The 18719-nt window shown below is 44.5% G+C and carries 22 protein-coding genes and 1 tRNA gene; 11 read left to right on the plus strand and 12 right to left on the minus strand.

What is annotated here, in order from left to right; genetic code table 11:
- Positions 1 to 15: 15 nt before the first annotated feature.
- The 4 genes from MMAH_RS07785 to MMAH_RS07800 all read right to left on the minus strand — a co-directional run bounded on the left by MMAH_RS07785 (position 16) and on the right by MMAH_RS07800 (position 1951).
- Positions 16 to 87, minus strand: a tRNA-Thr gene (locus MMAH_RS07785).
- Between the two features lie 70 nt (positions 88 to 157).
- Positions 158 to 676, minus strand: a complete 519-nt coding sequence (locus tag MMAH_RS07790) for a chorismate--pyruvate lyase family protein (protein WP_013038002.1) — start codon at positions 674 to 676, stop codon at positions 158 to 160.
- A gap of 11 nt (positions 677 to 687) precedes the next feature.
- Positions 688 to 999 (minus strand): DUF5611 family protein, encoded by a 312-nt coding sequence (locus tag MMAH_RS07795; protein WP_013038003.1) that lies wholly within the window; start codon positions 997 to 999, stop codon positions 688 to 690.
- Between the two features lie 253 nt (positions 1000 to 1252).
- Entirely contained in the window at positions 1253 to 1951 is a 699-nt protein-coding gene (locus tag MMAH_RS07800; protein ID WP_013038004.1) for a radical SAM protein, read from the minus strand.
- 135 nt (positions 1952 to 2086) lie between these two features.
- Between MMAH_RS07800 and MMAH_RS07805 the strand changes: the two genes are divergently transcribed.
- On the plus strand, positions 2087 to 2383 hold the full coding sequence (locus MMAH_RS07805) for a hypothetical protein (protein ID WP_013038005.1): 297 nt from the start codon (positions 2087 to 2089) through the stop codon (positions 2381 to 2383).
- Between the two features lie 2 nt (positions 2384 to 2385).
- Here MMAH_RS07805 and MMAH_RS07810 read toward each other — a convergent pair whose 3' ends face one another.
- The 6 genes from MMAH_RS07810 to queC all read right to left on the minus strand — a co-directional run bounded on the left by MMAH_RS07810 (position 2386) and on the right by queC (position 6731).
- Positions 2386 to 3363, minus strand: coding sequence for a methanogenesis marker 2 protein (locus MMAH_RS07810; RefSeq protein ID WP_013038006.1), 978 nt, complete (start codon positions 3361 to 3363; stop codon positions 2386 to 2388).
- Positions 3364 to 3375: 12 nt separating this feature from the next.
- Complete coding sequence (nifB, locus tag MMAH_RS07815) at positions 3376 to 4344, minus strand: nitrogenase cofactor biosynthesis protein NifB (protein WP_013038007.1); 969 nt, start codon at positions 4342 to 4344, stop codon at positions 3376 to 3378.
- A gap of 73 nt (positions 4345 to 4417) precedes the next feature.
- Positions 4418 to 4768, minus strand: coding sequence for a 6-carboxytetrahydropterin synthase QueD (gene queD, locus MMAH_RS07820; RefSeq protein ID WP_013038008.1), 351 nt, complete (start codon positions 4766 to 4768; stop codon positions 4418 to 4420).
- The gene (locus MMAH_RS07825; protein ID WP_013038009.1) at positions 4768 to 5487 is read right to left on the minus strand and encodes a 7-carboxy-7-deazaguanine synthase QueE; all 720 of its coding nucleotides are present in this window, start codon (positions 5485 to 5487) and stop codon (positions 4768 to 4770) included. Before MMAH_RS07825 ends, queD begins: the two co-directional genes overlap by 1 nt.
- A complete protein-coding gene (locus tag MMAH_RS07830) occupies positions 5488 to 6051 on the minus strand; it encodes a DUF366 family protein (protein ID WP_013038010.1) in 564 nt (187 codons plus the stop codon). It lies immediately after the preceding gene.
- Positions 6051 to 6731, minus strand: coding sequence for a 7-cyano-7-deazaguanine synthase QueC (gene queC, locus MMAH_RS07835; protein ID WP_048902175.1), 681 nt, complete (start codon positions 6729 to 6731; stop codon positions 6051 to 6053). Before queC ends, MMAH_RS07830 begins: the two co-directional genes overlap by 1 nt.
- A 192-nt stretch (positions 6732 to 6923) precedes the next feature.
- On the opposite strand from queC, the gene MMAH_RS07840 reads away from it, so the two are divergent.
- Positions 6924 to 7346 carry a hypothetical protein gene (locus tag MMAH_RS07840; RefSeq protein WP_013038012.1) on the plus strand — a complete coding sequence of 141 codons (423 nt, stop codon included), beginning with the start codon at positions 6924 to 6926 and terminating at the stop codon, positions 7344 to 7346.
- 27 nt (positions 7347 to 7373) lie between these two features.
- Here MMAH_RS07840 and ala read toward each other — a convergent pair whose 3' ends face one another.
- Positions 7374 to 8354: an alanine dehydrogenase gene (gene ala, locus MMAH_RS07845; protein WP_013038013.1), complete on the minus strand. Its 981-nt coding sequence runs from the start codon at positions 8352 to 8354 to the stop codon at positions 7374 to 7376.
- Positions 8355 to 8416: 62 nt separating this feature from the next.
- Here ala and MMAH_RS07850 point away from each other — a divergent pair, with 62 nt between their 5' ends.
- The 9 genes from MMAH_RS07850 to truD all read left to right on the plus strand — a co-directional run bounded on the left by MMAH_RS07850 (position 8417) and on the right by truD (position 17131).
- Positions 8417 to 9112, plus strand: a complete 696-nt coding sequence (locus MMAH_RS07850; protein WP_013038014.1) for a DUF434 domain-containing protein — start codon at positions 8417 to 8419, stop codon at positions 9110 to 9112.
- 90 nt (positions 9113 to 9202) lie between these two features.
- On the plus strand, positions 9203 to 10636 hold the full coding sequence (locus tag MMAH_RS07855) for a TrkH family potassium uptake protein (protein WP_013038015.1): 1434 nt from the start codon (positions 9203 to 9205) through the stop codon (positions 10634 to 10636).
- A 12-nt stretch (positions 10637 to 10648) separates the two neighbouring features.
- Entirely contained in the window at positions 10649 to 11305 is a 657-nt protein-coding gene (locus tag MMAH_RS07860) for a potassium channel family protein (protein WP_013038016.1), read from the plus strand.
- Positions 11306 to 11406: 101 nt separating this feature from the next.
- Positions 11407 to 11664 carry a DUF2769 domain-containing protein gene (locus MMAH_RS07865; RefSeq protein ID WP_013038017.1) on the plus strand — a complete coding sequence of 86 codons (258 nt, stop codon included), beginning with the start codon at positions 11407 to 11409 and terminating at the stop codon, positions 11662 to 11664.
- A 148-nt stretch (positions 11665 to 11812) separates the two neighbouring features.
- The gene (locus MMAH_RS07870) at positions 11813 to 13297 is read left to right on the plus strand and encodes a glutamate synthase-related protein (RefSeq protein ID WP_013038018.1); all 1485 of its coding nucleotides are present in this window, start codon (positions 11813 to 11815) and stop codon (positions 13295 to 13297) included.
- Between the two features lie 74 nt (positions 13298 to 13371).
- Positions 13372 to 14277, plus strand: a complete 906-nt coding sequence (mptN, locus tag MMAH_RS07875) for a tetrahydromethanopterin:alpha-L-glutamate ligase (RefSeq protein WP_013038019.1) — start codon at positions 13372 to 13374, stop codon at positions 14275 to 14277.
- 26 nt (positions 14278 to 14303) lie between these two features.
- Complete coding sequence (gene pth2 / locus MMAH_RS07880) at positions 14304 to 14651, plus strand: peptidyl-tRNA hydrolase Pth2 (RefSeq protein WP_013038020.1); 348 nt, start codon at positions 14304 to 14306, stop codon at positions 14649 to 14651.
- Positions 14652 to 14662: 11 nt separating this feature from the next.
- Positions 14663 to 15805: a transglutaminase-like domain-containing protein gene (locus MMAH_RS07885; RefSeq protein WP_013038021.1), complete on the plus strand. Its 1143-nt coding sequence runs from the start codon at positions 14663 to 14665 to the stop codon at positions 15803 to 15805.
- A gap of 9 nt (positions 15806 to 15814) precedes the next feature.
- Positions 15815 to 17131 (plus strand): tRNA pseudouridine(13) synthase TruD, encoded by a 1317-nt coding sequence (gene truD, locus MMAH_RS07890; protein ID WP_013038022.1) that lies wholly within the window; start codon positions 15815 to 15817, stop codon positions 17129 to 17131.
- On the opposite strand, the gene pyrG is transcribed toward truD, so the two are convergent.
- Entirely contained in the window at positions 17128 to 18717 is a 1590-nt protein-coding gene (pyrG, locus tag MMAH_RS07895) for a glutamine hydrolyzing CTP synthase (RefSeq protein WP_013038023.1), read from the minus strand. The genes truD and pyrG overlap by 4 nt on opposite strands.
- Between the last annotated feature and the right edge of the window lie 2 nt (positions 18718 to 18719).

Raw genomic sequence — 18719 nt, forward strand, 5'->3', positions numbered from 1 at the left:
GGCCTGAAAATAGAAAGCCTCGGGCGGGATTCGAACCCGCGACCTCGTCCTTACCAAGGACGCACTACACCCCTAAGCCACCGAGGCACGCTTTTCTTGACTGCGACCCCTCAATAGGAGTGATACCATAATAAGTTTTCGGTTTTCCGGATGTGGTTCAGAGCGACCAGCGACCATCTGCAGGGAAGCGTTCTTTGATCCACATGAGTGTGTCATTGTGGTGCACAATACGATAGGTCCTTGAGAGATAATCGGGACTGCCGAAAAGAGGGCCATCAGCCTCCATCTGTATGGTATCAAAGTCCCTGCGGGTTTCCATGCCGTAATTGCGCAGGATCTTACCAATCGGTATATCGGCACGCATCATGTCCCTGCGAACCTCTTCTGGCATTCGGCCTATAGGAGAGAGGGAAACCGCATGAACATAAGGGACACCATCCGCCACCAATCGCACGGTGCGATGATTCACTTCTTCGCCAATAGCCACATCCAAAAGCCCGGCCATTTCCTCATCTGCTTTTACAAGATGCTGATCCTCGGTAATTACCTCAACTTCGTGGCGGGTCATAATCTCCAGCAGGAAGGTGACAGAACCATCGGTACCTGCACAGACACGCAGGCATGTGGGAATCTCAAAAGCCTTGAGATCCCTGAGAAAGTCACGATTGACAAACACGTATGAACCTATTATTTGGAAACTGCCTTCTTGGCATTCTTAACTCTTTCCTTGGCAGTGTAACCAGTAGCCTTATAGAGAAAATTGCGGAATCTCTTGTTAGTATCAAGAATTACCTCATCCGGGACACCTTCAGCTTCAGAATTCGTGTCAACTACAAGTTTCTTACCGTTCATCCACACAGAAAGTTCTTTCATGACACCGTATGAAGTAACCAATTTATCCCCTTTTCTGGATATATCGGAAGGGAAACATTCCTCAAGCACTTCATAGATACGTTCAATATCAGGTGAATGACCACGTTTTAATTTGTATTCCTGCATGTCAATCGATTAATTACATACCGGCAGACATGGATAAATGTTTTGGTCTAAGAAAATGATTCGAAGTTGAACCGTATAAAAAACAAACAAATAAAGTATAATCATTCATATATAGAAATAATATTTAAATACTTTAATATCATAGGTCCATTTCGTAATGAGCAAGGCTGAAAAGCAGCTTTCATATCGTACCACCACCATACCACCAATCTGCTTTTTTTACGATACCTTGCTCATTACCTGATCGTAAAAATTACCCATTAGCAATTATCTTGCGCCCTTTTTCTCCCACAATTATTACACGGGGCACCTGTTCTACAATAATATTGGCAAGGCTTTCCATATCCTCCCATGCAGGCACAGGCGAGGTGTATCCTGCAAAAGGAAGATCAAATTCAGGATTGCTTAGGAATTGATAAAGAAGTACCTCAGAAGCTCCTTCCATAACAGGCAACATCCTCTTCACGGATTCTTCAGTAACATAGCCGGGAATTACACGAACCCAGAGCCGCAACCATCTGGTTTTAGCAATATCTATCGATGTTTTGAGATTTTCAACATATTGTTTTACCCTTTTGGAGGAAAGTCCTGTAAGTTCCTCAAGTGCAGCCGTATCTTCAAGTGGAGCTTTTAATTCCAGAACAAAACCTTTTACAAAGGGAAGTGATTGTTCCATTACTTCAGGTTTCATTCCATCTGACTTTAGAATAATCTCCACTCCCATTGAATACAACCGCTCAAGCAACGGGATTAGATCCTTCTGGAGAGTGGGTTCGGCCCCTCCGATAAAAACCTTCTTTACAGCCGAATTGCTAACAAAGTCCACAACTTCATCTATACTGTATTCCTCAAAGGGTTGCCTGATATGAATACAATAGGGGCATTTCAGGTTACATCCAAAAAAATCCAGATGTACCTGTTCTCCCTTTAAACTCATATTAATAAGGCGCATTTTATATTCCCACTAATAACAATAAATGTGAATATATATCAAACTTTCTAAAATCGAATTACGCCCGTAACCATGGACAAATTATAATACCAGAAAAACCAATTTAGCCTCAAGATATGCGTTACGGGTGAACTTATGGTAAAAAAACTGACCATCGAAGACCTAAAACTGAGCAAGGAGAAAATGGAAGATGAGATGGGAGCTGAAATCGAAGGGCTGTATGACCTAGTAATCCCTCCGGGCACTCCTTCATACCTGGTCTATGACCTTGTTGAAGAATTCGATCTTGAACCCCTTGAGAGAAAGATAGGTGTAAACATTGTTGAATGTGATGAAAGGGAAGTTATAGTACTCAGGGGAGAATTGGAAGCCGTTCAGGCAGCAGAACAGTATCTTTATGATGAATTGAAAGCCTACGTGGGATCCGAATGAAATTACTCTTTGATCCCCGTTATTAAATCCTTGCTGAAATCAAAAACATCTGCTAAATCTTTACCATCGGTTACTTTCACACAACAACTATCATCAATTTTCCCGATGACTGCAGCAGTGATACCCACTTCTTCGAATACATTCAGGCATTCATCAACATTTTCCGTTTTTGCGGTCACAATGTAACCGGTTGCGGGATAAATCATCAGCCACTGGTCCAGGGCAACATCTGCAGGTTTAGGGATTTGCCGCAGGTCTACCTCTGCACCCACCATGCTGGTCTCACAAAGCATTCCAAGTGTACCTATGGTTCCCGGATTACTGATGTCCTTGCCGGCGGTCACAAGGTGCTTTTCGCCGATCTTTTGCATTATCATGAACCGGGAGCGAACGGTTTCAGAATCCTTGAAAGAAGTTGTATCCCAGCTATAAGGAGAATTTTTCCCCACACGACCATCCATATCATAGCCGACAATAACTGTATCACCCACACAGGCGGTGTCACTGCGGATGACACAATCCTTCTTTGCGATTCCTATAATGGAGACTGACAGTGAATTGTAAGGTGTGTCAGGATGCAGATGGCCTCCAACCATAGGCACACCAAATTTTCTCACACCGTCTTTCATACCTTGCAACATACCGTCACATACATCCTTGTGAGAAGAAGACATCACATTAACCATGGCAAGCGGCCGTGCCCCCATAGCAGATATATCGTTAATATTTACAACAACAGAAGTATAACCCGTCCACCACGGACTTGCTTCTGTGATCCTGCCCCATATCCCATCAGCCGCAAACAGGATGACTTCATCGCCACCAATATCAATTATTGCAGCGTCATCACCCATATCAACGACAGTACCCCCATAACTTTCCCTCACGTCATCAAACATACGTGCAATGTCTGCGATAGGTGCTTTGCGGGATACACCCTCAAAGTCGTGCAACTTTTGGGCAAGGGTATGTACATCCAATTGAAAAACTCCTCATTTATTCAGACGCATCATCAGAAGATTTTTTTTGACGGATTCGGCCTTTTTAAGAGCATCGACTTTAACCATATTACGACGTTCCTCGCTCATTTGAGAAAGATCTTTACCCAGAAGCCCATAAGCATCGGACCGACACTGGCGACAGTGGCGCATTTGTTGAACATATGGTTCACAGGAATCCTGTACAGCTTTGCGTTCCTGTGGAGTAGGAGCAGTCCAGTCAGCAAAATCGGCCTGACATATAAGAGGCATAACATTCATGATATACACACCCATGTCATTGAGTTTCTGTGCAATCTCGATAATATGATCCTCATTGATACCCGGAACAAGCACCGTGTTGATCTTAACAACCAGTCCTGCTTCCACAGCCTTGCGGATACCTTCAAGCTGGTTTTCAAGAAGAATGCTGGCTCCTTCGACACCCCGGTAGGTTTTACCATTATAGTTTACATGATCCACAATTTTTGCCCCTATTTCAGGGTCAATGGCATTCAAAGTAACAGTTAATGTGGAAACGCCGGAATCCAGGACATCCTGTATCCTGGCAGGCAGAGCCAGACCATTGGTACTCAGGCAGAGAGTGACATCCGGGAAATGTTGTTTTATAAGTTTGAAAGTCTCAAAGGTTTCCTCATTTGCAAGAGGATCACCCGGACCGGCGATACCCACGACTTTAATGAAAGGATATTCTTCCAATACCTTTTGTGTTTTTTCAAGTGCCTGTTGTGGATTTAAAACTTCACTTGTGACTCCGGGCCGACTTTCATTTACGCAATCATATTTACGGTCACAGTATTTACATTTAATATTGCATTTAGGAGCCACCGACAGATGAATCCTTCCAAATTTATGTTGTGCATCCTTGTTATAGCAGGGATGCTGGGCAATAAGCCTCTTTATCGAGTCCCGGTCTTCTTCCGACAGACATTCCTCAGGGTCCTTTCCGCTCTCTGTGGCCAAAATATTTCCTCCACTCTAGACAAATCTTATGTTGCTATTGAGTCACATCTAGATATAGGTTTTGGAATTCTGCTCAGTCAATCTCACTTAACTGGCACCACTTGCCGTGTCCTTCCCAGACCTTCACAGAGAGAGGGAAATCCAGCTGCTGGGATAGGCGGTTATAGATATGCTCACAGAGATTTTCCGAACTTGGATACTCCAGGATATCATTGAGCATGCAATGATCATACTCTTTCAAAGTCGAACGGACAGTCTGTTTTACGTCATAGAAATCAATGACCATCCCGGATGGCTTTTTCTCTCCTTCAAGGACAACTTCCACTTTATAGGTATGACCGTGAACTATACCACAACTTTCATGCCCGGGCAGATAATGGGCACTGTCAATATATTCCTCTACTCCAAGTTTCATTTTTGTCATTATAGGCACCCCCACATTTTGTGAGTCTGAGGGATTATTAGAGTGTTTTTGATCTCGAGTAAATTTTCCTGCAGGGAAAGTATTGTCCGTATATCTGTAGCCCCTGTGTGCTGTGTGACCGGCTGTAATACCACACAGCTTATGTAATCGGATATCTGCTCTACAACATCCATCACTTCAGCCGGTTTAGTTGAAGAAGTTACTACTATTTTACAGAAACAATCCCTGTGTTGATTGCTTTGAAGTGTGCGGAAACACTTGTATGTACGTTCGAGGTGTTCAACAAAATTACTCCCTTCAAATTCTTCGGGTAATTTCACATCCCCGGCCACATAATCCACCGAGTCCTTCACAATCGCCGCTTTTTCAGGCAGGGTCATGTTAGTTTCAAGATAAACAGGGGCAGGCAGATCCAGACCCCTGATGAATTCTGCATGTAAAAGAGGTTCCCCTCCTGTCAGGGATACCGAATGCAGATTAACAAATGCTCTAGTCCTCTCCTCAATGTCTGAAGCGCAAAGCATGGGTGAGAGTTTCTCAAATTCACCGCTTCCAGGCACTTTTTCAAAAAGACAATGATCCGGCTCATCGAGAGGAGTATCACAGTAAGAGCAATCCAGATTACACCCAACAAATCTGACAAAGGCCTGCCGCACCCCTACATAAGGACCCTCTCCCTGTACCGCACAGAATATCTCGGACACCGGTTTCGTTTCCACTTAAACCACATCCAGAGGCCGGGATTTGCGAAGATCTCCTTCGATATCCTCCATCTCTTTAATGTATCTGCCTGTGATAGCTTCCAGCAATTGCCGGGTATTTTCTGCAGCAATACCACATTCTTCCAGGTTGCCATAAAAATCATGGGATACGTTGATGCCAAAATGTATCTTCTGTGAGACAGCAGATGTGCTTGCAATGGATACCGTCAGTTTTTTCCCATTGAAAAAAAGATCATCCCCTTCCCTGTTAGTCATGATTCCCATAGAAGAAAGAGTTTCAGCAACAAGAGCTGTGAAAAGCCGCTGCCTGTTGTAGATCAATTTAAGGTCGGTGGAATCGAAATGCTCAATGATGAAATGAAGCATGTCCGCAGATACAATGGATTCGTTTTCCCTTTTGTCCTCAAGATCTATCATGTGTGCTAGTTGCACATCACATTGTCCTCTGAATGCCACCACAGAATCGGCCTGTATCCCGAACATCTGGTAAGCCCAGAGAGAGGATATCTGGCTGCCGTCATAATCATAAGTCTCATCCATTATATGCGCTTCAATTCCCATTATATGTCCTCCACTGCCGGATCCTGTACACCTGCTTTCTGGAAAGCCCGTGCCCGCCTGACACAACTTTCACACAATCCACAGGGTTTTTCTTTGCCCTGGTAGCAGCTCCAGCTTAAACCTAGAGGAGCCTGCGCCCGCACTGCTTCCTTTACAATGGCCACTTTATCCATTTCAAGCACAGGAGATATCAGTCGTACTCCATTGAGAGTGGAATAAGAAAAAGCCCTGTTGATACAGTCCACAAATTCCGGGGAATTGTCCGGGAAAGTAGCGGCTTCCTCGGCATTGAAACCGGCAACAATATAGCCACAACCCAGGGCTTCGGCAAAAGAGGCAGCAATATTTGCCATCAAGCCGTTCCTGTTGGGAACCCAGACATTTGCGGCAGATTCAGAAGTCACTTCCCTCTTCCCAAGGTCTGCCCCGGCCATATCCGGTAAACACCCTTGCCGGTTTACCAGGGATGTTGTAGTAATATCTTTCATCCAGTCCAATGAAATTACACGATGTGGAATGCCATAATGAGCACATATCTGCCGGGAGTGGTCAATCTCTGCATCCGCAGCCAGCTGCCCATAATCAAAGGTCAGACCAATCTGTACATCGTATTTTGCAGAAGCTATCGCAAGGGATGCGAGAGAATCCAATCCACTGCTGAGTAAACAAACCGCTTTCATTAACATACACCGGTATTCTTCCAGTACTCCCGGAGTATTATTTATAGATATCCCGTCGGAAATAAAAAATATAATACATATAATATAATATTATATAATATAATAATATAAAGGGTGAATTTTGTGACCGGCTTTAAAGATAAAGAAACTCTGAAATCCCAATTACAGAAAATGTACTGGATAGAAACATAAATGGAACAACTTGTCATATGGGAGTCATGCATCGAACTCATGGGAGAAGATCTGGATGCCCTTGAAAGACTTGCAAATGATTCAAACAAACACGGCCTGAAACTCAAAAACTGGATGGAAAAGACAGATATCCCACTTCCAGATAAAATACCAAGAGGGCTTCCTCAAAAAATATTTGATTTTGAGAATATGGATAGTCCCGAAATGTTCAAAGCAATAATGAAATATGAAATCCTTGCACGAGATGTTTACAAGAATATCACTGAGACCGAGCCCCATATAATTGAAGAACTGCTTCCTGATGAAAATGACCAGAAGGCTTTCATCAAGGACATGGAACATATCTCTAAAGAGGAAGAACGTCACAGGCAGATCTGTGAGGAAAGAGTCGGCGGATTTAAGACAATAAGGGGCAAAAGGTGAGGGGCTACCTGCCCTTACCAGACATAATCAGAACAATTTTGCCTTCGAGCCTATACCTTTATTTTTTGCTTTTTTATAAACCAGATTGGCGGTCACAATATCCTGTATCGCAAGTCCCGTTGAATCAAAAACTGTGACCTGAGAATCCGATTCACGGCCCTCATGCAGACCGGCAACTATCTGACCCAGCTGGGTGAAGATATCTTCTTGTCGGATGTAACCCTCTGAAAGGGGAACATTCACTTCCCCGGAATGGGTAGCCTGTGCCATATCATCGACCACAACCCTTGATTTCCGGAGGATGCAGGGATCCAGCTCTTCCTTGCCCCTGGCATCAGCCCCGATAGCATTGATGTGGATACCCTCCGCCAACCATTGTGCTTTGATGATTGGCTGTCTTGAAGGAGTGGTGGTTACCAGAATATCCGCATTGCAGGCTTTCTGGATACTATCAACCACTGTTATGTCACAGCATGCAACTGGTTCCATTCCTTCTTTGAATTTTTCCGCCCTTGAAGTGTCCAGATCAAACACATATACCTGCTCAAGATCGAAAACATTCGATATAGCCTCTAATTGTGTCCTGGCTTGGTTACCTGCTCCCACCATCCCCACGACACTGCTGCTTTCACGTGCAAGATATCGAGCTGCCACACCTCCTGCTGCGCCGGTGCGTATATCCGTGAGGTATGTACCATCCATCATGGCAAGGGGCGCACCAGTAGACGTGGAATTAAGTATAACAGTCGCCATAACCGTAGGCAAGCCTACCTTACGGTTTTCAGGATGAACATTTACTACCTTGACACCTGCAACATCCTCTTCCTCCAGAAAGGCGGGCATTGTGCGTAAATCACCATTATGTTCGGTAAAATAAAGATAGGATTTGGGTGGCATCTGTACCTTATTCCTGCCATGCTGGGCAAAGGCCATTTCCACTGCCTCCAGAGCTGAAGGCATGTCCAGCAGGGATTTCACATCATCCTGATCAAGCCATAGTATTTCCAAAAAATCACCATTAAAGGGTGGTTGCCAACAGGTATAAAACTTATCGAAAGAGATTTTCAGGTATGACATCTGCCGCAGGTAGCGCATCAGTCGAAAAACTCAAAAATAAACTGAAGGAACCTGCAGCCGACATAAGGTACCTTCTCTGCCGGGGATACAGGAGAAAAGGTGCAATCAGGTTTGTCAGCAACCATTACCGCCTGGCAGAGGAAGAAAGACACATCCTCACAAGACTTGTATTTGACCCGGAGACCGCAGCCAAGCGCAATGAGAAAAGGCTCACATGCTCTCAACTTAAAGGATGTGATATCTTCATAGACGGATACAATGTACTGATAACAATGGAAAGCGTGCTTCAGAATGAGACAGTATGGTTTGCAGACGATGGATTCCTGCGTGACACCCGCGGAATTTTCAAGAACCACACCAATACAACTACAACCTATCAGGCGGTCGATGAGATGCTGACCACACTCTCGGTACTGGCAGTAAATTCTGCAACAATCCTTCTTGACAGCCAGATGAGCAACAGCGGTAAACTTGCACAATATATCCGCAGGAGAGCAACAAAATACCCTTTCACGGTAGAAGTCAGGACATCAAAAAATGTGGATTTCGACCTCAAACAGGCAGGCCATCTTGGAGTTATCGCAACCGCTGACAGCGTCATTGTGGATGCCGTGGAAAGGGCGGCCGACCTAACTGCATGCTGGATGAAGATAAAAGGCATCCAGGGAGAGAGCATTGGGGATAACTGATGATTTGATCGCAACAAAATATTGTGATTATATACCCAAAAGTAGCCTCAAATAGAATACAAATATAAACTTAATTTCATATTATGTATTATGTATGAATTGGTATCTCCCATCAACACCTATGCTGTAGCCAAATACATAGGTTACCTGTTGATGATATTTGCCTTGGTTTTAACCGTACCGGTGGGAGCGGCATTACTGCTGGGCGATTTTTCATCTGCCTATTATTATGCACTCACATCTATCATTACAGGAATGTTAGGGTTTGCAATCTATAAGGTACTCCCGGAATATGAGCTGGAAACAAAGGATGCCATTGTACTTGCAGCTCTTGCATTCCCACTTATATCTGTCGTTTCATCCATACCAATGTCCCTTACAACGGGTATGCCTTTTATTGATGCATTCTTTGAGAGCGTTTCCGCAACTACCACCACAGGACTCAGTGTGGCCCCCACTGATGCAGGACCTGTTTTCCTGTTTAGCCGGGCATGGTCCCAATGGGTAGGTGGTATAGGCATCATACTGATAGCCCTCTCGGTATTTGTCAACCCCGGAGCCTCTGCTTTCAGGATATACAAAGCATATTCCGGTGAAAAACCGATAAAACCAACCGTGGTTTCAACCACACGCCTGATTGGGAAAATCTATGTGGCAATAACGGTTATTGCAACAGCCATTCTTCTGCTGAGTGGTATGTCACTGTTCGACGCGATAGCACACGGCCTGAGCAGTGTCTCAACAGGTGGCTTTTCCACAAGACCAGGCAGTGTCGGGGAATTCGGGCATATTCTAGTCCCCCTGACTATCGCCATAGCCTGTATAATGGGGGCAATCAATTTTGAACTGTACCCAGAGGTCCTCAAAAATCCCAAAAAAATAGCAGAAAACCTTGAACTCAGGTATTTTTTCATCATTGCGGGCATAGGGACTCTTATCTTCACTTTTTCTATTTTGCAAGACCCTGGAATACAGCTGGGGACTACTGAAATCGCCTTTCAGGTCATATCTGCCCTCACAACAGCAGGTTTTTCAACCCTTGACATGTCGGTTTTGCCCGATTCATCAAAGGCAGCCCTAAGCGGTCTTATGTGGATAGGAGGAAGCATAGGTTCCACAGCTGGCGGAATCAAGATATTCCGACTAATAGTACTTGCGGGGCTTATCCGGTTTGTATTCCTGCGCTTCTTTCTGCCCAAAGAAACGGTCACACCATTCAGGATCAGAGGCCGCATTATAGAAAACGATGAAATGTACCAGATAACAGTTTTCGTGGCCCTTTATGTGGTCATCGTTATTGTTTCAACATATATCCTGATGCTTCATGGCATTGGTACGGAAAATGCCATATTTGAGGTTTCAAGTGCACTTGGTACAGTCGGCCTTTCTGCAGGGGTAACAGATGCAACTATGCCTTCAATACTTAAACTTGTGTTGTGTTTTGACATGCTTCTTGGAAGGATTGAAATCATACCAATACTAATATTGTTTATGCCGAGGACCTGGATACAGGGAGCAAGATAAGGAGTAATATAAATGAGAGTCATAATAGTAGGCGGTGGGGCGTTGGGACAACATTTGACCAAGAACCTGATCGAGCAGGGATACGAAATCATCCTGATAGAACGGGATGCTGAACATGCCAAAAAACTTGCCGAGTCATTTGATTGTACGATCATCAATGCCGAAGGAACCAAGCCCGACATACTTGAAAAAGCAGAAATCGAGAAAGCTGATGCTGTTGTCGCCTGTACAGATAACGACCAGAACAATATCCTGATAGGCTTGATAGCCAGAAGTTCCAATACTGAAAAAATTATTGTCAAAACAAATGAAGAGCAGTTCATGGCAGTGGCAAGGAAACTGGGATTCCGTCATATCATTAATCCTTCGAACACTTCTTCCATGATAATATCGGATGTACTAAGAGGTGTGGACACAATGGAACTAAGTAACCTTGTACGTTCCAATGTACGTTTCATCAGTACAATCATAGGCGATAAAACTGCTGGAAAGCATCTTTCAGAACTCTCCCTTCCCTCAGAAAGTGCATTTGTAGGCCTCTACCGAGAGTCAAATTTTATTCTGGCAGGAGAGGATCCCAAAATTAAGAAGGGAGACGAGTTAGTGGTAGTCACAAATAGTGACCAGATGAACACAATATATGACCAGTTCGATGAAAGCGGGGTATGATAATTTACTTTGTTATACATTTTTCAGAGGCAACAGTTAGATACATAAGAGACATAGATCATATATTCTATGATTATAAAATATAATAGGGAGTGTAATGAATGCCAGAAGAAATGAGTCCTGAGGAAATGGAACAAAAGAAAGAAATGGTAATATCCATGTGCATATGCCCAAGCTGTCCCTCGTGGGTCGAATGCGGGGAAAAGGGAGGCTATTGCTTCCCAACCATCGGCAAAAGTGACTGTATTAATGAAGAGAGTGGCTGTATCTGCGGAGGATGTCCGGTAACCGAAGAGATGGGGCTTACTAACGTCTATTACTGTACCAGGGGATCCGAGAAGGAACAGCTTGGGAAGTAATCCTTCCATAATATCTTTTTTTGAACATACATATTCCGTGCAGTACGTCAGGGAAAATATATTGTAATTTTATATGTGCCCACATTGAACCTGCATATCCCGCAAATCCCTCCTGGAAAACAAAAGTAAGATAGCAAAATGTGATACAATGTCCAAATACCGATGCGAGATCTGTAATGTTTTTGAGTACGACGACGATAGGGGAAATTCACTTACGGATATCAAGCCGGATACAAAACCCGAGGATTTCCCTGATGACTGGGAATGTCCTATCTGTAAAGCGAATAAGACCCACTTAAAACCCATAAAAGAGAAGAAGGCTCAGACCCATGTCGATGAAGTTGTAACCTGTCCCCACTGTGGTGCAAAAAGCAGGATGTCAATAACCACCCTCGACAAGGAGCTGGGTGGGTATCTGGGGGAGTGGAAAAGGGAATCAGATGAACTGGAAAGCCATATGTCAGATATCCACCAGATATCCGTCACAGGTGAATCCATAATCGAACCCATGAGAACAAAAATGGACGTGGTCTCCTGGGACGATATACTTATAAAAGGGGCCCAACTTGCAAAACTTCCTTTAAACCACGAAGAAGCAGTGAATACTGGTACAACAATCGGTCCAAAAGCAAAACAACCCCCTATGATAGATACTCCTCTTTACATTACCCATATGTCATACGGAGCACTCTCCAGGGAGGTCAAGATCTCCCTGGCAACCGGGAGTGCTGCTGTGGGAACCGCCATGTGTTCAGGGGAAGGCGGAATCCTGCAGGAATCTTTTGAAAAGGCACACAAATACATATTCGAATACGTACCCAACAGGTACAGTGTCACTGATGAGAATCTCAAAAAAGTGGATGCCATCGAAATAAAGATCGGCCAGTCAGTAAAACCCGGGATGGGAGGACAATTGCCGGCCGAGAAAGTAACTCCTGAAATTGCAAAAGTCAGGGGATTTCCTGAAGGAGTGGATGTTATATCTCCGTCCCGGTATGAGGACATTAAGAACAAAGATGACCTCAAGAACAAGGTTTCATGGCTCAGGGAAAAATCCGGGGGCAAACCAATCGGCATCAAGATAGCAGCAGGCAATATCGAAGCAGATCTTGAGGTTGCAATCCATGCAGAACCTGATTTTATTACAATCGACGGGAGACCAGGAGCAACCGCGGCTGCAAAGAAGTTTGTCAAACAGGCAACCTCAATGCCTACACTGTTCGCCCTGTACAGAGCCAGGAAATTTCTGGATGACAGGAACATAAAGGACATCTCACTGGTAATCACAGGTGGCCTGAGGGTTTCCTCTGATTTTGCAAAGGCACTTGCAATGGGAGCCGATGCCATAGCAATAGGTACTGCCGCTCTTATGGCATGTGCATGCCAGCAATATCGTTTGTGTGACACCGGACAGTGTCCTGTAGGGGTTACCACCCAGGATCCGGAGCTTCGAAAGAGACTGAAGATCGAATATTCGGCTAAAAAACTGGAGCATTTCCTGAGAGTTTCAACGGAGGAACTGAAGGATTTTGCCCGGTTGACTGGCAACGATGATGTCCATAAATTAAGCACAGAGGACCTGTGCACCACAAACACGGAAATTTCAGGAAATACTGATATCGGGCATGTCTGATAAAAGACATGTCACTTTTTTCCCACTTACGGGACAAAAACATAATTATCCGATCAGGATTACATTAAATCCGGATGAAAAAAATAGGAATACTCATAACCGATCCTGAAGACTGGACCACAAAATCTCTAATAGAAGCCGCGTCTAGCAACCGCATTAATCCTATCCCGATTAATCTTGCAGATGCAGAAGTGACTATCGGGACAAACATAACCTATCACGCAGGTAAAATTAACCTGCATGATCTTGATGCCATCATTGTGAGGGATGCCGGCGGAGGCAATGGGGAAGGAGTCATTTTCAGGTTTGACATTTTACGCCAGTTGGAAAGCTGTGGGATACCTGTTATCAATTCACCGGCATCAATCCAGAATGCAGCAAACAAATATCATGCTACATACCTTCTGGCAGAAGCAAATATACCGGTACCTCCTACAAAAGGTGTTCAGGATATAGAAAATGCCATGAATGCCCTGGAATCATTCGGGGATGCTATCATCAAGCCCTTATTCGGGTATAAAGGCATGGGAATATCCAGAATCAAGAATGGACAACTAATCCTTCCTGATGGGAATTTGGATGATACACCGGCAAGGGAATTTGTGAGCAGGATGATGAATGAGAGGAAGATGTTATACATCCAGAAATATATAGCAAATCCCGGCAGGGACATACGTGCCTTTGTTGTTGGGGATGAAGTAATCGGGGCCATCTACAGAAAAGCGGAAAAGGGATGGTTAAACAATCTCAGCCAGGGTGGAAATACTGAAAAATGTATGCTGGAAAAAGAGCAGGAAGAACTCTGTATCCGTGCATGTGAAAAAATAGGGGCCGAATATGCAGGAGTGGACCTGATAGAAGGAAAAGACGGTAACATGGTGCTGGAAGTCAATGCAACTCCTTCCGGGGCAGGTATTTATAGAACATGGGGAATAAATCCGGCAGAGAAGATAATAGACCACCTTATGGAAAGACTCTGACCTGATTTCCTAAAGAGGACGTTGAAATGTTTACCTACAAACAATGTATTGTGATCCGACAGGACCTGAAATTATCAAAGGGAAAACTTGCAGTACAGGTGGCCCATGCAGCAGTGTCAGCATCCGAGAAGGCAGATTCCAGAATATATTCAAAATGGAAAGCCGAAGGACAGAAGAAAGTAGTGCTCAAAGTGCCCGCCGAAAGGGACCTTTATGAGTTGAGGGAAATCGCCCGGGCCCAGAACATTCCAACCGCCCTGATACAGGATGCCGGCCTGACCGAGATAAAGCCGGGCACTGTCACTGCTCTTGGCATAGGGCCCGCAACAAACGAAGATATAGAACGTATTACCGGTTCCCTGAAATTGCTTTAAAGGATGATACAATGGGGAAAAAGGGGTTCATTTTACTGGTAGCCCTGATTGGCATACTTGTCTATATCGGCGGCCAGAATCCGGAAATTCTGCAGGAAAAAATTCCTATACCCGCTGACAGGAGTATGGAAACTGCCTACGAACTCGATACACAAACCCTGACATACCCACAGGTAAACATTCTTGATCAAAAATATGACGAAAAACCCACCCAAAGTAATATACTGTCCCCGGGCTACAGCATATCAAGTGCTTACAGTTATGGTGAACCTGTCCGGAAAAATACCGGTATGCTCAAAATGACCATCACAAATACGGGAAATAGTGAAATTTACGTATATGGATACGGCCTCCGGCCGGCAAGTGGAAGTGGCATATTCGATTTTGAAAGTGGATACCTGATACCTCCGGGAGAACAAAAAGAACTGGGATATGCCTGTTTTGACGTACCCGACAAAATGACAATAAAACTAGAGCCTTTTATAAAGATAATGGCAGCTTCCGAATCGGGTAAATGGCACGATTATGGGATGCAGAATTTTGACACAATTGAAATCAAAACCCGGGCGGCTGCAGCAGAAGTGAATCCACAATATACGTACAACCCGGCCTATCTTTTCGAAAAGATAAACTCCCTTGTCAATTCATCCGATCCACAGGTCAGAAGCAAAGCTGCAAAAGCAGCAAAAGAATATCCCGGCAAATACAATATTTACCAGGTATGTGCCCTCTATGATAATTTAATAGAAGATGTGGATTATATCAGCGATCCAAGGGGATCGGATTACTGGGTCGGGCCGGGTGAGACCCTGGAAATCGGGGCAGGAGATTGTGATGATTACGCCATCACAATGGCTTCCCTGGTAGAAGCAATTGGGGGCACATCCCGGATATACCTGACCGAAACACATGCCTATGCGGCAGTTTACATAGGAACAGAGGAAGACCTCGATCGTATCTCGGGGGCCATGGAGCAATACTACGGATGTGTGCCCATATATTATGCAACCGACAAATATGGTTGCTGGTTACTTCTTGACCCCTCGGCAGGCATGTATGCAGGAAGCCTGCCGGTGGAAACCGCTCCCACAGAAAACGGCTGGACATACACCAGGCAAACAAATGTAACAGTAATAGATATTGCCGCAAGATGAGGATTATCCATGCAAGTGCCTGATATAGAAAAACAAACCGGTATCGACCTTTATGTGACCGAAACAGAAGGTATCGGCGGAAAGTTGAAACAAATTAGTGAAGATTTTGTTGTTGAGGAAGTCACGGAGAGGGAGGAAGGCAAGGAAGGTAAATACCTGATCCTCGAACTTACGAAAAAGAACTGGGAAACCCACCACCTGATAAGGGACATGTCCCGAATTATGGGAATCAGTTCCAAAAGGTTTGGTTTTGCCGGTACCAAGGATAAAAGGGCACTTACCACCCAGCGTATAAGTATATACGACCTTGAGGCTGAAGATATTGAAAGGATAAAACTTAAAGATGTGAATTTGAAAGTACTGGGCAGCTCCAACAAAGATGTGGGATTGGGAGACCTTGTGGGAAATAAATTCAAAATCATTGTCCGGGATATTGACCTGCCAGAGGAGGAACTTGATAGCAGACTCCTGAGTATCACTTCCACAATAAGAAAGCTTGATGGAGTACCCAACTTTTTCGGGATCCAGAGATTTGGCTCCCGCCGTCCCATCACCCACCTTGTGGGAGAATCGATAGTAAGGGGAGATATTGAGAAAGCTGCAATCGATTATATTGGTTTGAGTTTTCCAGATGAGCATGAGAAAACAAGGCTTGTGCGAGACCGTTTCTATAAGGAGCGCAACTATATTGAAAGCCTGAAAGAATATCCGGTTCAGTTGCGCTACGAAAGGGCAATGATGCACTATCTTGTGAACAATCCGGACGATTTTGCAGGAGCATTCGGAGAATTGAGTTCCAATATGCGGAATATGTTTGTCCATGCCTACCAGTCATATATCTACAATCGGATAATCTGCAGGAGAATCCGGGAAAAACTGCCCCTCAATGAAGCAATTGAAGGTGATATCGTGTGCTTTAAGAATAAACAGGGGCTGCCCGATACCTCCCGGCTTGAAACTGTAACATTCTCCAAGGTAAAAGGAATCAATAATCTGATTCGCAGAGGCAGAGCTTTTGTGACAGCCCCACTGATCGGCACATCCACCGAATTTACGAACAGCGCACCGGGCAATATAGAAAAAGAAATACTCCATGAGACAGGTGTTGAACAGAAAGATTTCCGTATTCCCGAAATCCCTCGTATCACCTCAAAGGGCAGGCGAAGGGAAATCCTGTTGAATGTCAAACCGGCTTACACAATTGAAGATGATGAATTAAATGAAGGGAAGAAAAAAGTTATACTGGAGTTCTGCCTGCCCAAAGGAAGTTATGCGACCACCATCCTCAGGGAATACATGAAAGCAGAACCCGCAGATATGAGTTAATTATTTTTCTTAAACATTGCTTCCACAAAGGCCCTGAAAGGAGGAGAGGGCCTGCCGGGTCTTGAACGAAATTCGGGATGGAACTGGGAAGCAAAGAAAAAACTATGGGAAGGTATTTCGGCTATTTCCATACGATTGCGATTCTTGCCTGAAAATACCATTCCCTTCTCCTCCAGCCGATCTACAAAATTGGGATTTACCTCATAGCGGTGACGATGGCGCTCGACTATGGTATCTGTTCCATAGATTTTTTCTGCCAGTGAACCTTTTTTGAGAATGGCTTCATAATCCCCCAGTCTCATTGTGGCACCCATATTTACTATATTCTCCTGTTCCGGCAAGAGATCGATTACAGGATATGGGGTATTTTCATCGAATTCGGAACTGTTGGCGTTTTCCATATCCGCTACATTACGTGCAAACTCAATCACACACAGTTGCATGCCAAGGCACAGTCCCAGGAATGGAATATCATTTTCCCGGGCAAACTTTACCGCCTGGATCTTGCCTTCTACACCCCGTTCTCCGAAACCACCAGGAACAAGCACACCATCATACTCCTGAAGTGTATTGATTGCCGCGGGATCTTCATCAAAGGATTCCGAACTTACCCAGTCTGTCCTTACCTTGCATCCAACTTCTATTGCTGCATGTTTCAGGGATTCCCTAATGCTTAGATAGGAATCCTCAAGATTGGTATATTTCCCAACAATTGCAAGCCTGACATCCCCGGTCCCGGCATTCATTCTTTTGACCATATCTTCCCAGGCATGATCTTGCTGTTTGGCGACCAGATCGAGTCTTTGCATCATGTAACCTGTAAGTCCCTGTTCTTCCAGCAGGAGAGGGACATCATAAATATCATTTGAATCATGGGCACTTACTACAGCTTCCTTTGGAACATCACAGAAGAGGGATACTTTAGCACGGGTACTTTCATGCAGAGGGTTTTTACATCGCGCAACAATTACATCGGGAGATAAACCAAGCTGGCGCAGGTCTTTGACCGAGTGTTGTGTGGGTTTTGTTTTCTGATCACCCTGAGCATCAATAGGAACAAGGGTTACATGAAGGAATATAATGTCCTCCTCAGCTTCCTCCCTGTGCATCTGCCTGACCGCTTCAAGGAACGGCATACTTTCAATGTCACCCACTGTACCTCCGACTTCAATCAGACAGATATCAGCACCACTTTTGGCTGCAACCCTACGAATACGGTCCTTTATTTCATTGGTTATATGAGGAATGATCTGCACTGTCTTACCAAGATATTCACCCCTTCTTTCCTTTTCAATAACAGACTGGTATATCTTACCGGTAGTCAGGTTATGGTCCCATGTTAGTTCAGTATCAAGATACCGTTCGTAGTTACCCAGATCAAGATCTACTTCACCGCCGTCTTTCAGCACATAAACTTCACCGTGCTGGAAAGGACTCATAGTACCAGCATCAATATTGATATAAGGATCTATTTTGATGGCGGTTACCTTATGTCCCTTGTTTTTCAGGTTCCGTCCTACAGAAGCAGCAGTAATCCCCTTACCGAGACCACTCATAACACCGCCTGTGATTATAATATATTTCATTC

This window comes from Methanohalophilus mahii DSM 5219 (genome assembly GCF_000025865.1).
Classification (GTDB): Archaea; Halobacteriota; Methanosarcinia; order Methanosarcinales; family Methanosarcinaceae; genus Methanohalophilus; species Methanohalophilus mahii.